General features: G+C 40.5%; 20 protein-coding genes. 5 read left to right on the top strand and 15 right to left on the bottom strand.

What is annotated here, in order from left to right:
- Window positions 1–75: 75 nt before the first annotated feature.
- Genes LEUCM_RS06240 through LEUCM_RS06225 form a run of 4 tightly spaced genes read right to left on the bottom strand, consistent with a single transcriptional unit; the run spans window position 76 to window position 1916 of the window.
- On the bottom strand, window positions 76–396 hold the full coding sequence (locus LEUCM_RS06240; RefSeq protein WP_016265301.1) for a carboxymuconolactone decarboxylase family protein: 321 nt from the start codon (window positions 394–396) through the stop codon (window positions 76–78).
- 14 nt (window positions 397–410) lie between these two features.
- On the bottom strand, window positions 411–824 hold the full coding sequence (locus LEUCM_RS06235; protein WP_011374889.1) for a cupin domain-containing protein: 414 nt from the start codon (window positions 822–824) through the stop codon (window positions 411–413).
- A gap of 18 nt (window positions 825–842) precedes the next feature.
- Complete coding sequence (locus LEUCM_RS06230; protein ID WP_016265302.1) at window positions 843–1262, bottom strand: MerR family transcriptional regulator; 420 nt, start codon at window positions 1260–1262, stop codon at window positions 843–845.
- Window positions 1263–1277: 15 nt separating this feature from the next.
- Window positions 1278–1916 carry an NAD(P)H-binding protein gene (locus LEUCM_RS06225; protein ID WP_025016362.1) on the bottom strand — a complete coding sequence of 213 codons (639 nt, stop codon included), beginning with the start codon at window positions 1914–1916 and terminating at the stop codon, window positions 1278–1280.
- Window positions 1917–2090: 174 nt separating this feature from the next.
- Between LEUCM_RS06225 and LEUCM_RS06220 the strand changes: the two genes are divergently transcribed.
- The gene (locus LEUCM_RS06220) at window positions 2091–2771 is read left to right on the top strand and encodes a VIT1/CCC1 transporter family protein (RefSeq protein ID WP_011374892.1); all 681 of its coding nucleotides are present in this window, start codon (window positions 2091–2093) and stop codon (window positions 2769–2771) included.
- A gap of 60 nt (window positions 2772–2831) precedes the next feature.
- Complete coding sequence (locus LEUCM_RS06215) at window positions 2832–3539, top strand: VIT1/CCC1 transporter family protein (protein WP_016265305.1); 708 nt, start codon at window positions 2832–2834, stop codon at window positions 3537–3539.
- Between the two features lie 56 nt (window positions 3540–3595).
- On the opposite strand, the gene LEUCM_RS06210 is transcribed toward LEUCM_RS06215, so the two are convergent.
- Genes LEUCM_RS06210 through LEUCM_RS06190 form a run of 5 tightly spaced genes read right to left on the bottom strand, consistent with a single transcriptional unit; the run spans window position 3596 to window position 8656 of the window.
- Window positions 3596–4204: an SGNH/GDSL hydrolase family protein gene (locus LEUCM_RS06210; protein WP_025016361.1), complete on the bottom strand. Its 609-nt coding sequence runs from the start codon at window positions 4202–4204 to the stop codon at window positions 3596–3598.
- Window positions 4201–5001, bottom strand: coding sequence for a ChbG/HpnK family deacetylase (locus LEUCM_RS06205; RefSeq protein WP_035146179.1), 801 nt, complete (start codon window positions 4999–5001; stop codon window positions 4201–4203). The genes LEUCM_RS06210 and LEUCM_RS06205 overlap by 4 nt, the downstream gene beginning before the upstream one ends.
- An 8-nt stretch (window positions 5002–5009) precedes the next feature.
- Window positions 5010–5501, bottom strand: a complete 492-nt coding sequence (locus tag LEUCM_RS06200; protein ID WP_016265308.1) for a PTS sugar transporter subunit IIA — start codon at window positions 5499–5501, stop codon at window positions 5010–5012.
- A gap of 13 nt (window positions 5502–5514) precedes the next feature.
- Window positions 5515–7164, bottom strand: a complete 1650-nt coding sequence (locus LEUCM_RS06195) for an alpha,alpha-phosphotrehalase (protein ID WP_025016359.1) — start codon at window positions 7162–7164, stop codon at window positions 5515–5517.
- 13 nt (window positions 7165–7177) lie between these two features.
- Window positions 7178–8656, bottom strand: coding sequence for a PTS transporter subunit EIIC (locus LEUCM_RS06190; protein ID WP_051524301.1), 1479 nt, complete (start codon window positions 8654–8656; stop codon window positions 7178–7180).
- 172 nt (window positions 8657–8828) lie between these two features.
- On the opposite strand from LEUCM_RS06190, the gene treR reads away from it, so the two are divergent.
- The gene (treR, locus tag LEUCM_RS06185; protein WP_025016358.1) at window positions 8829–9542 is read left to right on the top strand and encodes a trehalose operon repressor; all 714 of its coding nucleotides are present in this window, start codon (window positions 8829–8831) and stop codon (window positions 9540–9542) included.
- 62 nt (window positions 9543–9604) lie between these two features.
- On the opposite strand, the gene LEUCM_RS06180 is transcribed toward treR, so the two are convergent.
- The 4 genes from LEUCM_RS06180 to LEUCM_RS06165 form a co-directional block, all read right to left on the bottom strand.
- Window positions 9605–10042, bottom strand: a complete 438-nt coding sequence (locus LEUCM_RS06180; RefSeq protein ID WP_016265312.1) for a hypothetical protein — start codon at window positions 10040–10042, stop codon at window positions 9605–9607.
- Between the two features lie 104 nt (window positions 10043–10146).
- A complete protein-coding gene (locus LEUCM_RS06175) occupies window positions 10147–12693 on the bottom strand; it encodes a YfhO family protein (RefSeq protein ID WP_016265313.1) in 2547 nt (848 codons plus the stop codon).
- 166 nt (window positions 12694–12859) lie between these two features.
- On the bottom strand, window positions 12860–13726 hold the full coding sequence (locus tag LEUCM_RS06170; protein ID WP_011374902.1) for a GRP family sugar transporter: 867 nt from the start codon (window positions 13724–13726) through the stop codon (window positions 12860–12862).
- A 286-nt stretch (window positions 13727–14012) separates the two neighbouring features.
- Complete coding sequence (locus LEUCM_RS06165) at window positions 14013–14621, bottom strand: VanZ family protein (RefSeq protein ID WP_011374903.1); 609 nt, start codon at window positions 14619–14621, stop codon at window positions 14013–14015.
- 212 nt (window positions 14622–14833) lie between these two features.
- Here LEUCM_RS06165 and LEUCM_RS06160 point away from each other — a divergent pair, with 212 nt between their 5' ends.
- Window positions 14834–15892 (top strand): LTA glycolipid anchor biosynthesis glycosyltransferase, IagA/BgsA family, encoded by a 1059-nt coding sequence (locus LEUCM_RS06160; protein ID WP_011374904.1) that lies wholly within the window; start codon window positions 14834–14836, stop codon window positions 15890–15892.
- Window positions 15893–15983: 91 nt separating this feature from the next.
- Window positions 15984–18173 (top strand): LTA synthase family protein, encoded by a 2190-nt coding sequence (locus LEUCM_RS06155; protein WP_162926702.1) that lies wholly within the window; start codon window positions 15984–15986, stop codon window positions 18171–18173.
- A gap of 49 nt (window positions 18174–18222) precedes the next feature.
- Here the strand turns inward: LEUCM_RS06155 and LEUCM_RS06150 are convergent, their stop codons facing one another.
- Window positions 18223–18684, bottom strand: a complete 462-nt coding sequence (locus tag LEUCM_RS06150) for a hypothetical protein (RefSeq protein ID WP_016265316.1) — start codon at window positions 18682–18684, stop codon at window positions 18223–18225.
- Window positions 18678–19430: a hypothetical protein gene (locus LEUCM_RS06145; protein WP_016265317.1), complete on the bottom strand. Its 753-nt coding sequence runs from the start codon at window positions 19428–19430 to the stop codon at window positions 18678–18680. Before LEUCM_RS06145 ends, LEUCM_RS06150 begins: the two co-directional genes overlap by 7 nt.
- Window positions 19431–19505: the final 75 nt, after the last annotated feature.

Below are 19505 nucleotides of genomic sequence, written 5' to 3'. Positions count from 1 at the left end.
TAGTTGTCCACCTTATCAATTCGCTCAAAAAAAGTGTCGCTCAATTTAATTTGAACGACACTTTTTAAATACTTTTTAAGCCCGGTAAATTGTTTTAGCGGCGTTCATTGCCGACCAAGCTTTTGGCCAACCCACATAAAAGGCCAGATGCGTGATAACTTCGACAATTTCTGCCTCGGTAATGCCGTTTTCCTTGCCAATTTTTAGATGTGCTGGTAACTGTTCGAAATTACCACCAGAAATTAATGCACTAATTGTAATTAAACTCCGTTGATGCGCTGGTAGTTCTGCTTCTCGTGACCAGACTTGTCCAAATAAAACATCATCATTTAATTCAGCGAACTTAGGTGCAAAATCACCTAATAAATCGCGACCTGCCGTTTGTTTTTTTGCCATTTTAAAACCTCCTTTTAATTTGTTAATACGTCATAATCAGCATCAGAAACAGCCTCTAGCCATTCAGGTGTTCCAGCTGTGATTGCGATGTGGCTAAACCAACTGTCCTTAGTGGCACCATGCCAATGTTTAATCCCGTCTTTAGTGACAATCACATCACCCGGCACCAAATGTTGTGCTGCTTTCCCGGCTTCTTGGTACCAGCCTTCACCACCAGTGACTAACAAAATTTGATAACCATCATGATGAATGTGCCAGTTATTGCGACAACCTGGTTCAAACGTGACATTGCCAACATTAGCATTCACATCTGGTTCGTTAACCAACATTGATAAATAGCTTTGCCCAACAAAAAAATCTTGGTAAGCCACATTCGGTTCCCCTACTGTAAATAATTGTTCTGTTTTTAATCGTTCATTTTTAACCATTTCAATAACCTCACTTTATTATGATTCGAATCTCTGTAAATAGGTTTCAAAGCTTTCTAATTGATCTATCGACTGGTCTAATTTGCCATCATACCAGTCTATTTTACGGCCCATTATCACCAAGTTCGCTTGTAGCTCAGCGACTTCGGCTTCAGCGCGTGCTTTAACCTGCTGCAATAGCGCCTTGCGCGCCTCAATTGTAGAATCTCCTTGTGCCCGTAGTTCAACATAGTTCTGTAATTCGGTAATCCGCATCCCCGTCCCTTTTAGATGGAGGACAAAACCGACCCATTTAACATCCTCTAACGTGTAATAGCGTAAACCGGCTGCGTCCCGTTGTGGTTTGATTAAACCTTGTTCCTCGTAATAGCGCAACGTATACGTTGATAATCCTACTAGCGCTGCAAATTCACCAATCTTATAATGTTTTTCTGCCAAAATAGACGCCTCCTTTTAATAAACCGGTCGATCACCGTCCGTATTAGGCTGATTAATCCCCCAACTTGCGCGAATACCAAGGGTTGGTTGATCAATTAGGTCTACCACCACCTTGGCGATACTCTGTCGTGAAATGATCGTCCCTTTAAATGGTGTCCCTTTTTCCGTTAATTCATAATCAACAATCGGTTCATCGGTCATATAAGCACACCGTAAAATCGTGTAGTCTAATGGCGATTGTTCAACGATTGCTGCCGCTCTACGTGTATCTTCCATGACATCGTGACCCACAGCACGTTCATTCCACGCACCAAATTCTCCCGGCACTTCATGATAAAGACCTAGCCCACTGATATAAATCAACCGTTTAACACCGGTCGCTGTCATTGCTTTGACGGCAGTCTTCATTAAAGGTTCAAATTCGCCACCTAAATTAGCATAGACGATATCGATCCCCTTCAAAGCTGTCGTTAATCGCGCTTGATCCAAAACATCGCCTTCGATAATCGTCACATGCGGATTTGTTTTTAAAGCTGCCAATCGTTCAGCATTCCGCAGATATAAAACTAACTCGTGTTGCTTAGCTGCTAATAAATCTTGAATAACGAGCTGTGCGACTTGGCCTGCCGCACCCAATACTAATATTTTGCTCATGATCGTCACTCCTTCACTTCAGTAACTGTAGAATACACCTTCTAGTGGACTATAAGGCAAGCTTTAATTTAAAAAATATTTCAATTTTGCGCAATTTAAAAGTAATCGGTTGAAGTATTACAAATCGTAGTTTATAATGATTATAAAGTAATAAAGGTTATTGGAGGCTTTACTGTGACTAAAAAATTATCTCTTGCTCAAAAAATTAACGTCATGCGAGCCAGTGTGATGGGCGCCAACGACGGCATTCTTTCCGTTGCTGGTATTGTTATTGGGGTTGCCGGTGCCACTAGCGATCACTTCGCCATCTTTATCTCAGGGATTGCCGGCATGTTAGCCGGCACCATCTCGATGGCGATGGGCGAATACGTCTCTGTCAGCACACAAAAAGATGCTCAAGAAATGGCCATTTTCAACACACAACTCAATCTCAAAAGTAATTATGAATCTCAAAGCGCCTTTGTCCGTCAAAAATACATTAAAACGGGTATCGCTCCGGAATTAGCGACTAAAGCCACCCAAGAAATGATGACGGCTGACCCACTAACAACTGTTATCCGGGAAAAATACGGCTTTTTACCTAACGCCTTCACAAATCCTTATGCAGCTGCGATTGCTTCATTTATTTCATTTCCTATTGGTTCTATTTTGCCACTAGCAGCAATTACCCTATTTCCTAATCGCATTAGCGTTATCGCAACTATCATCGCGGTGATGATTGCCCTAGCTATTACTGGTTATAGCGCCGCTGCCCTTGGCAAAGCTAATCGTTCCAAAGCCATTATTCGAAACGTCGTCTCCGGTTTATTAACCATGATTGTCACTTACGCAATCGGGACATTGTTCAAACAATAAACGCTTACCTAACTGATTTTTAAAACGCACAATTATTTTTTCTCGAAAGGATCCTTTTCTATGTCGATTTCAAAAACAACTACCCCTTCAATTGAAAAGCCCCACCAAACAATGGAAGAAAAGATGAATACCTTACGGGCTGGTGTTTTAGGTTCCAATGACGGGATTTTAACCGTCGTTGGCGTACTTTTTAGTGTTGCCGCCGCCACAACTAATAATTTCACGATTTTTATCGCTGGCTTAGCAGACCTGCTAGCCTGTGCCTTTTCAATGGCCGCTGGCGAATATGCCTCCGTTAGTTCTCAAAGTGACACTGAAAAAGCCGCCGTTGCCATTGAACAACAACGCTTAATTCATGATAAGGAAGGCCAAATCAAAGAAGTGCAAGCCTTCTACGAATCAAAAGGCGTTACACCAGAAACCTCACTAGCGATTGCCAAAGATCTCATGTCGAAAAAACCTTTAGCGACCATCGTCAACGTTAAATACGATTTAGAACTCGGCCATTATATGAATCCTTGGGCAGCAGCCTTTGCTTCTCTTTTCTCCGCAGCCTTCGGTGGTGTTTTCCCATTATTTGCTATGATTATTCTCCCTGAAGCCTACAAAATGACGGGGACCATCATTGCCGTTACTGTGGCGGTTTCCATTACAGCTTATATCAGTGCTAAACTTGGTGACGGTAAGGTCAAAGTTTCGATTATTCGGAACATTCTAATCGGCCTAGTCACCATGGCTATTCACTACGGCATCGGCCAACTTTTCTAAATTTAAATAACTAAAAAAGTCTCGGGACAAAAGTGATTTTTGTGCCAAGGCTTTTTTTAATGATTAATTTTATTTATCAGAAACCAGGCAATCTTTTCATGACCGGCATCATTGGGATGCAAACTATCGAGACTAAGAGCTTCTGCTTGTTGCGCATCGGCAAAAGATAATGCCTTTTGATTAAAGAGACTGATATGCGTAATTCCTAGCAATTCAGTGACTTGAACAATTGCCTTTTCGTAATCGGCTTGTCGATAACCACTTTGATTGATGGCTGGGAAAAAATCCGTTCCAATTTTGACATGCGATATAAAATAAATCGTTGCTTGCGGATAATGTTTACTAATCTGGCCAAGCATTTGCTGCAACGCGCCGTAAAAAGTCACGGTCGTTTGGTCGCCAAATTGGCCTAACGGGACATCGCGACCAAAATCATTGATACCAGCATAGATTAATAATAAATCTGTTTCAGTTGGTATCTGTTGCCAGCGATTGACCATTGGATCGTACGGTTGGGCAATCGTTGAGCCGGAAATACCGAGATTGGTGATCTTAGGAATCGCTAACCAGTCCACCAACCATTGGTAATACCATTGATGCGCATAGTGGTTTCGTTGATCGGTGATACTATCTCCTAAAACCGTTAAATGTTGATAATGTCTCACCTGTCATTCACTCCTATTACCGAATAATCTATCAATTGCCAGTTATTTCTTTGCCAATAAGCCATCGCTTGTAACGTTTTTAGCGTCTCAAGCTCAACCAAGCGGTTAGTCGTTAGACTACTTTTTTGCCTCAAAGCACTAGATAAATACCCGACATGACATAGAATGACCGGTGGCACCGTTTGATCAACTAACAGTAATTGTTGTTGAATATCAGCGGGTGTTAAGTATGGCCCTTGTTGCGCCGTGATTAATGCACCAGTCGTTTTAACCGTGCTCTTTTGCCACAAATCTTGATAAGCTGCTTGCTGTTTAAGGGGTAACTTAGTCACTTCATGACGCAGTGGCACCTGGTAGGTCTGGGCCAACTCGAGCACTACCGCATAAATGGCAGGCGTTAAAGTGGCGACAAAATGATGTGAGGTCAGATGGGTCAGTTTTAAACCGCTCGCTAAAAAGCAATCAATCTGGGCCTGAAACTCACGTCTGACCTCATTGATATCAAGTTCTTGTTCACGTGCTTGTAAGTTCGCATAGCACATCAATCGGCCAGCTGTTGTCACCAAACTTGGGATGTTTTGCGGGTCACAGATGGGTACATCCTTATCAAGTACAAGATGGAGCCCCATTCCCTGAATCCCCATTTGCTGAGCCAAGACCGCACTCGCCGCAAAATCTGGTGACGTCACTTGTGCATTGGTTGCCGAGAGCAGTCCCCGCTTTAACCCTAATATAATCGCCCGTGAAATTGGGATGGTCATCCCAAAATCATCAGATTCAACAATAATTGATTGCATATGGCACCTTATTCTGCGCTCAAATCGAACTGTCCAATGACACTGTCCGTCGTCACTGCTGCTGGTAGTGGTTCGGCTGGTGTAAACGTCGCATTGCTGCTGACGACCATGATTGTATTAGCTTTATCAGCTGCTTTTAATTGTGCCCAGTCGATTGTCACAAGTGGTTCGCCAGCTTTTACTTTAAAATCAGCTTCCACTTGCATTTCAAAAGGTGCACCTTGTAATTCAACTGTATCAATCCCCATATGAATCAAGACTTCAACACCTTGTTTCGTTTTAATCAAGATAGCATGTTTTGTTGGAAAAATTGAACTAACCACACCATCAACTGGCGCATTAATCGTATTCGTCATTTCGTCCGGCACGATGGCAAAACCATCACCAACTGCCTTACTAGCAAATACTTCGTCTGTCACTTGTTCGATTGGTAAATAGTGACCTGTAACGGGCGCTGTTAGTTGGCCCGCAGGTGCTTTTTTCATAAATTTAAACATCATTCTTATCCTCTCTTTATTCAATTTCTAGCATAACGGCTTCATATGGTCGTAATGTAATTTGGTCGGTCGTTAATTGTTGGTCTGGATAATTACTCATCATCACCGCTTTTACGGCCGCGTTAGCGCGTTGTTGCGTTTGATCTGTAAAGTTTGCGATCACACGGACTTTTTTATCACCTAACTGTCGTTGATAAGTATAAACCGCTTCATCTTCTGGTGCCAATAATTGATATTGACCTTCAATAAGGACAGGTTCAGTCTTACGTAGCGCTACTAAATGTTGGTAAAAGGCAAAGACACTATCTGGTGCTTGTGCTTTAGTTGCCACCGAATAATCATCCGCAACAACTGGTTGCAACCAAGGCGTACCAGTTGTAAAGCCGTGATTGGTAGTCATATCCCATTGCATTGGAATCCGACAATTTTCACGCGATTTTTGTTGCAGGATTTGAAGCGCTAAATCTTCACTAATCCCATCAGCTAACATTTGGTGATATGCATTAATCGATTCAGCATCTTGATATTGATCAATCGAAGTGAAATTAGCATTCTTCATCGCAATTTCTTCCCCTTGATAAATATACGGTGTGCCTTGTAACCCAAATTCAACTAATGCCAATAACTTAGCGGATTGATCACGATACTGACCATCGTCTAAGAACCGTGAAATCGCCCGTGGTTGATCGTGGTTTGACCAGAATAATGCATTCCAGCCACCACCTGCTGCCATTTCAGTTTGCCATTGACTTAAAATCCGCTTCAAATCAGACAGACGGTATTGCCCTAGCGTCCACTTTTTACCACCCGTATAATCGACTTTAACGTGGTGGAAGGTAAATGCCATCGAGAGTTCTTCACGTTCTGGGTTCGTATAACGAATTGCTTCTGAAACCGGCGTTGATGATAATTCACCAACCGTCACAAAGTTGTTAGGGCCAAAGACGCGTTCATACATTTCATGAATATATTCGTGAACGTGCGGACCGTTGGTATAAAAGTTACGGCCATCGTCACTCGGTGTCTCGAAAGTATCATTTGGAAAATCTTTATCCTTCGAGATGTTATTGATCACATCTAACCGTAAACCATCAATCCCTAAATCAGCCCAAAACTGCATCATTTGATAGATTTCTTCACGCAATTGTGGATTTCGCCAGTTTAAATCAGGCATCCGCTTCTCGTATAAATGTAAGTAATACTGATTTAGCGCGGGGACATACTCCCAAGCACTACCACTAAACTTAGATAACCAGTTATTCGGTTCATGACCATCAACTGGATCACGCCATAAATAATAATCGTGATAAGGATTGTCCTTGCCCTTCAAACTTTCTTGGAACCAACGGTGTTGATCTGAAGTATGGTTGACCACCATATCCATCATAATTTTAATCCCCCGTTGATGAGCCTCTTTCAAAAGCCGTTCAAAATCAGCTAAGTCACCAAAAATTGGATCGATTTGATAATAATCCGCAATATCATACCCATTATCCCGACCTGGTGAGACATACATCGGTGTTAACCAGATTAATTCAATCCCCAAATCTTGTAAATAATCTAAACGTTGGATAATCCCGTTGATATCACCGATACCATCACCGTTTGAATCTTGAAAACTCCGCGGATAAATTTGATAAACTGTTGCTTTTTGCCACCATTTCATATGACGATCTCTCCTATGCCGTTACTTTTTTAGTCGTACCTGGTTTTTGTGGTTTAGCCATTCCTTGCCCTTCTTGCATTTGGTCGTTATAACCCCAAACGTAAGTGACGATGAATGGCACAATTGTCGCAACCGCTGAAGCGGCAATGAAGATCCAGAGATTTGATAAATCTGCTGGGTGTTTTGGATCTAAGAATGATGCAAATCCAATCCATGAACCGGCAAAACCAAACATATTGCCATGTAATAAGCCGCTGACAAAGCCACCCGCTGCTGAACCGATTAAGCCAGAGATGAAAACCCGTTTGTATTTCAAGTTAATCCCATAAATAGCGGGTTCTGTTACCCCACAGAAAGCTGAAATTGCACCAGCAAATGATAATTCTTTTAAAGCTGTTTTCCGAGTTTTAATCGCAACTGCTAATACCGCAGCCCCTTGTGCAACCATTGTCGTACTTAAAATAGCGTTTAAATAACTGTGTCCGGAAGTGGCCACGTCGTTAGCAATAATTGGTAAAATTCCCCAGTGAAGCCCGAAGATAACGAGCACTTGATAGAAGCCGCCGATTAATAGACCGGATAACCAACCACTCTTCAAGAGTAAGAATTGAATACCAAATGCTAAGCCGTTTGATAACCAAATAATAGCTGGACCTATAATATAAAGTGTAATGGCTGCAACAACGGCGATTACAATTAGTGGTGTAAAGATAATTTGTAAGTAGCCTGGTAACCAATTCTTAACCCATTTTGTTAATCTAGCAACCAACCAAGCTGCTAAAATCATTGGGAAGATTGAATACGTGTAGTTCACCATTGGGAAGTTTAACGAACCAATCTCAAGGAGTGATTTACCGTTTAAAGCGACTAATGATGGGTGGACTAAAACGCCCCCGATAACCGCTGTTAAGACCGGATCGCCTTTTAATTTCTTAGCAGCTGTAAATCCAACTAGCATTGGTAAGAAGTAAAAGACGGAATCGCCCATCGCACTTAAAATAATGTAGAATTCACTCTTTTGACTCACTAACGCGCCTAATTGCGGCATCGTTAACATTGCTAAAACACCTTTTAAAATCCCGCCGGCAGCCAAGATTCCGACGATGGGACTCATTGCACCAGTGATGACACCAATTAATTGACTAAAAGCGTCTTTCACGTGCCCCCATGGTGTTAGGTTCTGTTTTCTTTTAGTTGTTGCGACCACTTGGGCTGTTTCATCTTCATCGGCAAAGTCTGCGCCAATTTCAGCAATCACAGCGTCATAAACGGCCGTGACCTGATTCCCAATCACAACTTGATATTGACCAGATGCTTTTTGAACATTAATAACGCCATCCAAAGCTTTGATCGTTTCTGTTTGTGCCTTTGATTCATCTTTTAAATAAAACCGAAGTCGTGTAATACAGTGAATTAAACTATCGATATTTTCTTTGCCCCCGACACCGGCAACAATTGCTTTTGCGAGTTGTGAATAATCTTTTTGTGCCATATTAAATCCTCCCTTGATTTCTTTTTATAAAAGCGCTTTCTGTTTATGGACTCATCATGCAACATGTATAGACAAGTTGTCAACGAACTTCTTAAACCGTTTTCAAATTGCACTTGCAACTTCGCCATTTAATTTATATGATGGAATTAATCAAACAATTGAGGTTTAGTCTATGTCGAAAAAATATGAAATAATCTACCGCGAACTCGTCCATAAAATTACGAACCATGTTTATCCAGCCAACTCATTCTTACCCAGCGAAAACGAACTCGCAACAGCGTATGGTACCTCACGCGAAACAGTCCGTAAAGCACTCGCTAGCCTTTTAGAAAATGGCTTCATTCATAAGATCAAAGGCAAAGGCTCTTTAGTCCTTGATTTTGATAAATACGCCTTTCCCATTTCCGGCTTGACCAGTTACCGCGAATTGGATAGTCTCTTTGAAATGCACACGCAAACAACAGTCCTACAACTCCAAAAAGCAACAGTCCCACAAGCGCCTTTTCATTTAGATCCCACAGAGATTCTGCCCGCGACCTATATTCAACGGTTACGGACCGTTGATGGTGAACCAATTGTTATCGATAACGACTACGTTCTAACCAGTGTTGTCCCAGAAATCTCACGGGTAGTCGCTCAGGATTCACTTTATCACTACTTTGAACAAGAATTGGGTCTAACTATTGGTTATGGGAATAAAGAATTCACTGTTATCCCTGCAACCGAAGAACAGTGTGCCATCTTAAAACTCGCCCCTAATAGTGCGGTCGTTAGTGTTAAAGGTATCACTCATCTTCAGGATAATACCTTAATTCAATTTACCGAATCCATTCACCGGGCTGATAAATTTAAGTTTATTGAACATGCGCGCCGCCAATCAATTTAAAACAATCATAATATAAAAGGAGGGACCGATTTTATCATCGGTCCCTCCCTTTTGATAATGCACTAACTGTTTAGTGCACCAATGCTATTTAAGAGTTGATTTAATTTTAGTCGTTGCTGTTTTTGAATCGTTCGACATTGATTTAATTGTTGTTCCACTTCCGACTCTTCAGTCAATCGCATCGCATTAACAAAATCCTTTGCAGCAGTCACATAATGCTTAATAACCATCTGTAATTGCTCATGTAATGCGACAAATTCCGTTGGCGGTTGAATACGCGCAATTTGATCAACAAATTGATCGAGGACCGTTAAATTCTGTCTGGAATAGTGATTAAGTAATTGTAAATTTTCATCTACCAATCCTTTACCCCGCATAATATTTTTACTAGTTTGCGCATATTCACTAAAAACCGTTTCGAAGACAATAAACCGTTCTAAAAACCGATTCCATTGGATCACATAAGCTTGTGCCGATAGCTGAATTGTTGGTTGTAACATTCTAATCGCCTCCTTGACTATACTTTAAAACTTATTGTTATCATAATCGTATACCACAAGGAGGCACCTTGTCAAAGATAGTGCATTTGTTCACATTTATTCAATTAAACCCGCTTTCGCCATCGTGACCCGATCAGTATTATTAACCAGATCAAAAGTGTGCCCAAACTAATCAGTTGTCCAAGCAGCAACCCCGGTGCCCGATACCGTAACTGTACCTGATTGGTGCCAAGTTTTAATGGCACTGCTAGCATGTTGGCCATTACCTTTTTAGGTTTAATCATTTGCCCGTTAACCTTAGCTTGCCAACCAGCATCATACGGAATGCTGAGATACAGTAGTTGATTAGATGCCATTGTTTTAATATCGCCAGTGACATGTCCGTTATCTTGCCATAAAGCAGTCGTCGTTAATTTTTGCTGATCAAGTTGTTTGACAGCTTGATTAAACCGTTCTTGATTGAGTGTCGCAACTTGGAAATGATTAATATTCTGCCGTTTAGGGCTAATCACAGTTAATCGTAGCGGTTGCCCTTTATGCGAGTCCTCAAGCGGGATAATTGCAGCACTCGTCACTCTAATCGGCGTTTTCTTCTTACGACCGTTAACAAATAATTTAATTCGCGCTAAATTTTGATGTGGTAAATATAAATACGTAGGACCTTGCGTATCTCTTGGAATTTCTAGCGTATACCGGTAGCTATGGGCCTTAATTTCTTCATGGACCATATTAACCCGATGATTTGTATAAAATGCTTGGTCAGTATTTACCATTGCTTGTAACAACCGATCCTGGTTGTCGAATGGCCGATGCTTTTTCAAAGTAACATGCGCTAATTGCCGATTAACCGCAAAACCCAATCCAAGCGTTTGATGTCGTTGAATAACCGTCTGCTGATTTTTTGGTTGTAAATCATAGCGATTGGCAAATAACAGATCCGTAATCGCTGTATGTCCGACCCCATTAATTCGCCGGACGTTCTTACTGTAAAAACCAAGGTCCACCAGCATACTGCGCATTTGTTCGTCCAAAGTTGATGAGTAATTATTTAACGTATATTGGCCAAATAACAAGGCATCGTTGTAGCCATAATAAGGTTCGCGATACGCCGATTTTAATAAGATCGACTGGTTATTGACCCGATAAAAATCATTATCTTTTTCACTGAGTTGTTCATACAGTGCAGCTTGGCGTTGATATTGTTGCGCATATTGTTTTTGATAACCCAATGGTATTTTATGCGTCATTAATTGAAAATTAGTGACTAACTCGCCAAATGATACCAAAACAACGCCTGTTATCAGTATTTTTTGATAGTGACGGTTTGTTTGACCCCAATAATAAAATAATAACCCGAGAAATATTGTATAGCCACTTAATAATATCCATGATTGTGCTGTAACTTGCGGATAACTCTGATTACCGTGTAATCTCAATTGACCAATCACCAATAAACCACTCACTAAGGCAATGGCCCACCCTTTAGCCTTTTTATTTTGCCCTTGTACTAGACTTGCTTCGTATGCAATTTTAATTAAGACAAACGAGAATAAGTAAGCATTCCGGTAGGGAAACCCTTCTGGCTGTTGAAACATATGCCAAATAGTATTAAACGTTGTTACCCAAAAACTAAGGGTTAAACTAATCACTAAAAAGCCATTAGCGTACTTCGCCTGTTTTCGAATTTGTGGCAACATAAAATATAAAACCGCAAACAATAATGCCAATGTGCCCACAAAAAGTGTTGGTTCGTGCGTTAATCGTTGTGTATAGCGACTACCACCGACCTGAAATTGCGTAAACACTTCCCAGCCAAATTGTGGTGTCGGGTAAAAACTGGTCATGGCAATTGTCTTTTTTCCAGTCTTTAACATGCCTAACAACGCTGGGAGGAGGATAATGGCGCTTAAGCCACCAACAATCAGTGATGACCAAATAAACTGCCAGATAACTCGTGCTTGTTGCTGTAATAAATGCCCCCACTTTTGCTGTGGTTGCCGTTGCTTAATTACAAGGCTAATCATATATAAGACGGCAAATAAGCATGTCATGTAACCCAAATAATAATTGGTTAGAATCGAAATCGTCAACGTCACAATGTAAAATGTCGGCTTCTTAACTGAAAATAAGCGTTCAAGGCCGATGACAATCAGTGGCACTAAGATTAATGCATCTAACCACATCAAATTATAAAAATTCATGGCTACAAAGCCACATAAACTATAAGCCGTTGAAAAAATCAATGCGGCATAATGATAAGTCGTTGTCCGCGTTCTCAGAAAATAACTCATTGTCACGCCCATCGTACAAATTTTAAGCGCAATCACGTAACTCACCATAACTGGTAACTGACTATTCGATCCTAAAAGTAACAATAGATTAAACGGGCTAATCAGGTAATAGGCCGCTAGTGGCACTAAATTGCCACCTAGCGATAATGAAAACGAGTAGGCACTGAAGTTAAGATGAGCGACTTGCCGCTTGAATTCAGCCAAAAATGGCATGTACTGTGTCCCTAAATCACTAAACAATAAATTGTGATTACCAAAAGGCACTAGCCCCATGATGGCAAAGCCGATCAAGACCAATACTAACGGCAATCCGAAACTGAGTCCGTAATAACTGATCGCCTGTTTATGTTTTGTTTGCATCAAAATTCAACCCTCTCTTGTTTGAAGCACAAACTAAGCATAGCATGCTGCTGAGCTAAAACACCACCAAACAACTACGCTCACTTTGATAGCACAGTTATTAAACAAAAAAACAGACTACTACCTGTCATTAAGGTATCAGTCTGCTTTTTGATTAATATTAAGATTATTTCATCATTCCAAGTGTCACGCCACCGACAATGACTAGTAAACAGCCAAGTGTGACATACACCATTTCTTTTTTCGTTTTACGTTCACCCAAGAGGTAGATACTACCAATTGTTGAAATGATAATCCCACATTGTGAAAGTGAATAACTGATGGCAAGACCGATATCTGACATTGAAATCAACATGAACAAGTTTCCTAAGCCCCATAATAGACCTGTTACAATGTTCAAACCTGTTTTCTTATCAAAGACTGCTTTACCAATACCAACGCCAGCAAAGATAGCAGCGCCGATAAACATCCCAATCGCTTGTGGTAAGACGATTGTTGTTGCACTAATTCCTGACCAGTTAACAATGATTGTGTAACCACCATAACCGATTGTTGAAAGAATCAAAGCCCGGAAGCCACGTGCAAATTGTGTATCTTCTTTAGCAGCTAAGCTACTCTTAGGATCTTTCATTGATGTTAACGTTGCACCAGCGATTAAGATCACTAATGCTGTAATCCCGAAGATATAATCATGGGTTGTTTTCCATTCGTGGAATAACAAAGCGCCCGCTAAAGTGTTTACAATCAATTGCATCCCTGTTGATAATGGGACGGTTTTTGAAACACCCATTGCTTGCATTGATTGGAATTGTTGCCCTTGACCAATGCTCCAGAATAATCCGGAAATGACACCGATTACCATGATGAATAAATCGATTTTAGGTTGAATAACCAAAAAGGTACCGATTCCAAAAACCAACGCACCAATCGTCATCCCAAAAGTTTGTTGATAAGCGTTACCACCTAATTTACCACTTACCAATCCGATACTACCCCAGGCAAGTGCTGGGATTAATGCAATTAAAATAGCCATTTTTAAATTCCTCTTCTTCTCTAAAGTACAAGAATCCATTATACAGACAAACGCAATCGATTTCTAGAGGGAAAACGGCACCATTAAGCGCCTTCCAAAATGGTCTGTTTATGAAAAAACGATTGCACCAATCATGTTAACGGTTACCGTTTTTTTGCGTATAGGTTGAATTTTTTTACTTTTTTTAGTAAACCCGCTAATCTTTTTTAGTAAACCCATTAACCTATTGTTTTGACGTAATTAAAAAGGTATCAAAGACCAATCATTCGTCTTTGACACCCACAATTTAATGTTTTAAAATTCGGTAGCCCTTGTACAAAGTCACCCCGATAATCGCGCCAAGTGTATTGAAGATTAAATCATCAATATCGGCCATTCCTGTTCCTAAAATAAACTGGGCGGTTTCAATCCCAAATGAAAATAGTGCGCCTTCAATAATCGTTAATAGCCAGGTCCCTTTTCGATCTGTTAATGAACCACGCAACCACCCAAACGGCACGAACCACAGAATATTACCATAGAAGTTATACCAGTAATCTAATTGTGCCGGCGCATTCCGTAACTTAAACGTCTCGACAAACGGCGTTAAGTTAATTTGGGTTAGAGAGCGGTTGACATATAGGTGCATCTGCCAAGGATAATAAATATGGCGTAAAACCGTTAACGATAATAGTAGACATAAATAGAAGACAAATATAAAAAGTTTCAATTCATACTTAAATTGAATCCGACGTTTTTTAAGGCCTAAATACAATAAACGCAGTCCGATAAAAATAAAACAATACAAAATTGTCTTATCCAAACTCTCTACCGTTAATTTAATCAAGGGCAGATGATTATATTTTGTCCCCCAAGGAAGGATGATGTTGTTATAAAGACCACCTAGAAATAACAAATGATAACCCCACTTATCTGATTGATTTAAGCTATTACGTCATACGTCTATTATATACACTTTGACGACTAAATGACATATGCCACCCTCCTAACTAAAGTGAATCTTAAACTTCTAATCAAGATACATCTAGTGTTGGAGGAGAGATTTAACGAGCTATGCTATAATGGTGTGATTAGTTACCAATACAACGTGTCATAAGGAGCCATTTAATGAAAGTTTTATTGTATTTTGAAAGTCAAAAACTACTCGCTAAATCAGGAATCGGCCGCGCACTAGATCATCAAAAGCGTGCGCTAACTGCCATGGGCATCGACTACACACTCGATCCTAACGATACTGATTATGATATCTTACATATTAACACATACGGTTTAAATAGCCGGCAGATGATTAAAAAGGCGCGCAAGGCTGGTAAAAAGGTGATTTACCACGCACACTCAACCGAAGAGGATTTCCGTAATTCCTTTGTCGGTTCCAATCAACTTGCCCCTTTTGTTAAACATCGCTTGGTTAGTCTCTATTCAAAGGCTGACCATCTCATCACACCTACCCTCTATTCAAAGGCGCTTTTACAAGGGTATGGCATTCAAGTACCGATTGCACCGATTTCAAACGGGATCGATCTTGCTAAGTATCAAGCAACACCAGATAAAGAACAAGCCTTTAGAGCTTATTTCAACTTGAAGCCCGATCAAAAGGTAATTATTTGTGTCGGTTTATTCTTCCAACGTAAAGGCTTGCTAGATTTTGTTGAAATTGCTAAGCAATTACCCGAATATACCTTCATTTGGTTTGGTGATGTGCCGATGTACAGTATTCCACGCAACATTCGCCTGATTGTTAAAAAGGACCATCCTGCAAATGTGCGCTTCCCCGGTTATATCAAAGGTGACATTATCGAAGGCGCTTATGCTAACGCTGATTTATTCTTTTTCCCTTCTTATGAAGAAACAGAAGGGATCGTTGTGCTAGAAGCCCTTGCCAGTCATCAAAAAGTCTTGGTGCGCGATATTCCAGTCTACCACGGCTGGCTCAAAGATCAACAAAATTGCTACATGGGTACCGATAATACGCAATTTAAGCGATTGATTCAAGACATCGTCGAACAACGCGTCCCCGACTTAACTGAAGCGGGTTATCAAACTGCTGAATCGAAACAGATTACCGCAATTGGCCACGAATTAGCGGCCGTCTACCAACATGTCTTAACCCCTGATGAATCAAATCCAACCTACACGCAAATCATGCAGCACACTTTAAAACTTTAAGTTTCCGTTTAAATCATGTCATGCACTTTGCGCTGTCTTCATTTGGGCGGTAAAATGAGTCAATGACGCGCTTTAGATTGATTTTGAAAGGATGTCATATTTCTTGAAACTCACAAAAATAAAACAATTTATGGCCTCTAAGCTTGGCTTTTTAAGCCTATTAGTCTTTTTATTTTGGGTTAAAACCCTTTTTGGTTATTTCACCGATTTCAACCTCGCAGCTAGCGATTCGCTCCAAATGGCCATTTTAATCTTCAATCCGCTCGCAACTACCTTGCTTGTCTTGGGGATTTTATTGTACATTAAGCAACCGATTATCAGTTATTGGACCGGGCTGGTGATTTACACGGCCAACACGGCCCTTTTGTACTTTAATGTCATCTATTACCGGCAATTCACCGATTACATGACAATTAACACGATCCTCGGTTATTCAAAAGTTTCCGCGGGCCTCAGTAAAAGTTCGCTAGCCCTAATGAACTGGCACGATGCACTCTACTGGCTAGACATTATCATCTTGGCCGTTTTAATCCTATTAAAGGTCATTAAAATTGATCACCGCCAATTCCCTAAAAGGTGGGCATTTAGTATTACATCCCTAGCCGTTTTATTATTCGGTGTTAATCTTGGTCTGAGTGAAATCAGCCGGCCACAAATTCTCTCACGGACTTTCGATCGAAACTATATTGTTAAATACCTCGGTATTGATACTTTTACCGTCTACGATGCCGTTAAAACCACCCAGAATAATCAAGTCCGGGCCCAAGCCGAAAGTTACGACTTAGATCCTGTCTTAGACTTCACTAAACAACACTACGCCGCACCCAATGCCGATTATTTCGGCGCTGCTAAAGGTAAAAACGTGATCGTCATTCATCTTGAGAGTTTCCAACAATTCTTAATCGATTTCAAGTTTGAAGGTCAAGAAGTCACACCATTTTTAAACAGTCTCTATCACAACCAAAATACGCTAGCCTTTTCCAACTTCTTTAATCAAGTTGGCCAAGGTAAAACCAGTGATGCAGAAAACATGCTTGAAACTGGCGTGTATGGCTTACCACAGGGTTCCGTCTTTACAACACTTGGTTCCGACAACACCTTCCAAGCAGCCCCTTCAATTCTTAAACAAAATGGCGATTATACCAGCGCTGTTTTCCACGGGAATGTTGGGACGTTCTGGAACCGGAATAACGTTTATAAAAACTTTGGTTACAACTATTTCTTTGATTCTAGCTATTTTAATACAAGTCCTGATAACGTCTTACAATACGGTCTCAAAGATAAACTCCTCTTTGGCCAATCGATTAAATATTTAGAACAACTACAACAACCGTTCTATTCCAAATTTATTACCGTTACTAACCATTTCCCATTCCCACTTCCTAAGACAGATGGTGATTTCCCACGGGCAACAACCGAAAATTCCGCTGTTAATAACTACTTCGCAACCGCTCATTATCTCGATCAGTCACTCGCTGAATTTTTCAATTATTTGAAGAGTTCTGGTCTCTATGATAAATCGATGATTGTGCTATATGGGGATCATTACGGCCTCTCAAATTCCGATAATAAAGCTTTATCTGGCGTTTTAGGCCGTGATTATGACACTTGGACCGATAACGATAACGCCCAATTACAACGGGTTCCTTACATGATTCACATGCCTGGTTTAAAAGGTGGTATTCAAACCCAATATGGTGGCGAAATTGATGCCTTACCAACCATGTTGCATCTATTAGGGATCAATAGCCAAAATTACGTTCAATTTGGGACAGACTTACTTTCCAAGCAACACGATCAAGTTGTCGCCTTCCGAAATCATAACTTCGTGACGCCAGAATATACCGTCCTCGATGGTACCATCTATCAAAATCAAGATGGTACGGAAGTCACCCAACCAACAGCTAAATTGCAAAAGCAAGTCGCAAAATGGCAAAAGCAGGTCAATCATGAACTTAGCCTTTCTGACTCAGTTAACGAGAAAAACCTCTTACGCTTTTACACACCAACTGGTTTCAAACCGGTTGATCCTGCCGATTATAATTATCAAACCGGCTATCAACAACTCGTTGATATTGAAAATAAACTAGGCACTAAATCAACAAGTGTCCTTTCCCAAAACAAAGGCAAATCAACAGTCCCATTATTTAAAACAGATGCCCCCGAGTTAGCAGATGATCAATCTAGTTTAACTGAAGTCCCTAAAAGCAAAGCACTAAAAGATAGTGCAGCTACCTCGTCAAGTAGTAGCTCGGAATCCGGTCAATCAACATCAGAATAGTCCCAAATAAAAAGTGCCATTCCGAATTTGGAATGACACTTTTTTGTATTTAACGCGTTAATACTTGTTTCTTAAAGCTCTCAAAAACAGATTCTTGTACCGTTGTAAAGATGATAATTAGTTCGTTATCGGCCGCAATCTTGCGGACGTCGTTTAATAACTGACGCGCATCTCGAGGGGCTAGTTGATCTAAATAACGCGCTAAGACGAAGACCTGTTGCCGATTTGCTAAACCACGAATAAATTGAATCCAAAACTGATCGATTGGTTTCAACGCACTTCCTTGTGTCGTCCGCACTTTTTTGACATATTGATCAGTCAAGATGCTAATGACTGACTGATCAGCATCCTTAGGTAACAATAGATTATCCCACCCCGATAAGAACGGTAGGATCTTTGGTTGCGCATAATCAATCGTAAAGGGCTGATTAGGGAGTTGTAATGCTGTCTTCAACAACTCTGGTTGACTGAAATAAATCTGCCCGACTTCTAATGGTTGTTTGTTCAACATACCGACTCACCTCTTAAATATTTTTTCTTAAAACGACTGACTTGTAACCCACCAATCATTAAAATCGGTGCGGCTAAGCTAATGATTGCTTGCCATAATTGCCCCAAAATTTGATTGGTTAATGTTTGTTTGACACTATTGTGCAGTGTCGGATTCAAAAGAGAATGACTACTAAAATCTGTCAAATGATTTTTAAAGAGTGGGTTGAGCGTTTTAGGTGCTTTTTGCATTGCTTGCAGTGGTCGATGCCAATAATGGTTGATCGCTTCTAATCCTCGCCAGAACGGCTGATTAGCAACTAACAACAAAAGGCTGATCGTTACGACAGCAAAAAATAGTAAGCAAAGCGCCGTTAAGCCGTAATACAACGTCACTTTCGTTCGTGTCCAATTGGCACTAAAAAAGGTTTCGATATCACGCGCCAAAATTTTAAACGCCAACCAACTAATGATTACTGTGGCGATGATCCCGACAATCATTAGTAATAGATACGCAGTTTGATACCGCTCTAAGACTGTCTGGTTAGAATGGAGCAACGTCTTTAACGGATGATCCGCTGCAAACTTTTCTTCAGCTGTAAAATTAGCTAACTGACTCTTGAGTTGGGTTAAGTTATGTCGTTCTAACCGAATCAAGCCCAAAATAATTGTCGCCAGGCCTAAAAATAAACAGTCCAATAAATAAATCGCTAGCGACTGCCGCCAATAATAATGAATATTGGCCGGAATCGATTTTAAGAAAAACATTAACTCACCCCCTTATAGAAACAGTGTAAAGCTAAAGTGTGAAAAATATATGAACTATCTGGTAAAAAATAAAAA

The sequence above is a fragment of the Latilactobacillus sakei subsp. sakei DSM 20017 = JCM 1157 genome, assembly GCF_002370355.1.
Lineage (GTDB): Bacteria > Bacillota > Bacilli > Lactobacillales > Lactobacillaceae > Latilactobacillus > Latilactobacillus sakei.
The sequence above is the reverse complement of the archived record's forward strand: the minus strand, read 5'-3'. Positions and strand labels throughout refer to the sequence as shown.

Coding starts and splice junctions, on each gene's coding strand:
- LEUCM_RS06240 (WP_016265301.1), bottom strand. CDS start 396: ATGGCAAAAAAACAAACGGCAGGTCGCGATTTATTAGGTGATTTTGCA.
- LEUCM_RS06235 (WP_011374889.1), bottom strand. CDS start 824: ATGGTTAAAAATGAACGATTAAAAACAGAACAATTATTTACAGTAGGG.
- LEUCM_RS06225 (WP_025016362.1), bottom strand. CDS start 1,916: ATGAGCAAAATATTAGTATTGGGTGCGGCAGGCCAAGTCGCACAGCTC.
- LEUCM_RS06215 (WP_016265305.1), top strand. CDS start 2,832: ATGTCGATTTCAAAAACAACTACCCCTTCAATTGAAAAGCCCCACCAA.
- LEUCM_RS06205 (WP_035146179.1), bottom strand. CDS start 5,001: ATGCAATCAATTATTGTTGAATCTGATGATTTTGGGATGACCATCCCA.
- LEUCM_RS06200 (WP_016265308.1), bottom strand. CDS start 5,501: ATGATGTTTAAATTTATGAAAAAAGCACCTGCGGGCCAACTAACAGCG.
- LEUCM_RS06195 (WP_025016359.1), bottom strand. CDS start 7,164: ATGAAATGGTGGCAAAAAGCAACAGTTTATCAAATTTATCCGCGGAGT.
- LEUCM_RS06190 (WP_051524301.1), bottom strand. CDS start 8,656: ATGGCACAAAAAGATTATTCACAACTCGCAAAAGCAATTGTTGCCGGT.
- treR (WP_025016358.1), top strand. CDS start 8,829: ATGTCGAAAAAATATGAAATAATCTACCGCGAACTCGTCCATAAAATT.
- LEUCM_RS06180 (WP_016265312.1), bottom strand. CDS start 10,042: ATGTTACAACCAACAATTCAGCTATCGGCACAAGCTTATGTGATCCAA.
- LEUCM_RS06175 (WP_016265313.1), bottom strand. CDS start 12,693: ATGCAAACAAAACATAAACAGGCGATCAGTTATTACGGACTCAGTTTC.
- LEUCM_RS06170 (WP_011374902.1), bottom strand. CDS start 13,726: ATGGCTATTTTAATTGCATTAATCCCAGCACTTGCCTGGGGTAGTATC.
- LEUCM_RS06160 (WP_011374904.1), top strand. CDS start 14,834: ATGAAAGTTTTATTGTATTTTGAAAGTCAAAAACTACTCGCTAAATCA.
- LEUCM_RS06155 (WP_162926702.1), top strand. CDS start 15,984: ATGTCATATTTCTTGAAACTCACAAAAATAAAACAATTTATGGCCTCT.
- LEUCM_RS06150 (WP_016265316.1), bottom strand. CDS start 18,684: ATGTTGAACAAACAACCATTAGAAGTCGGGCAGATTTATTTCAGTCAA.
- LEUCM_RS06145 (WP_016265317.1), bottom strand. CDS start 19,430: ATGTTTTTCTTAAAATCGATTCCGGCCAATATTCATTATTATTGGCGG.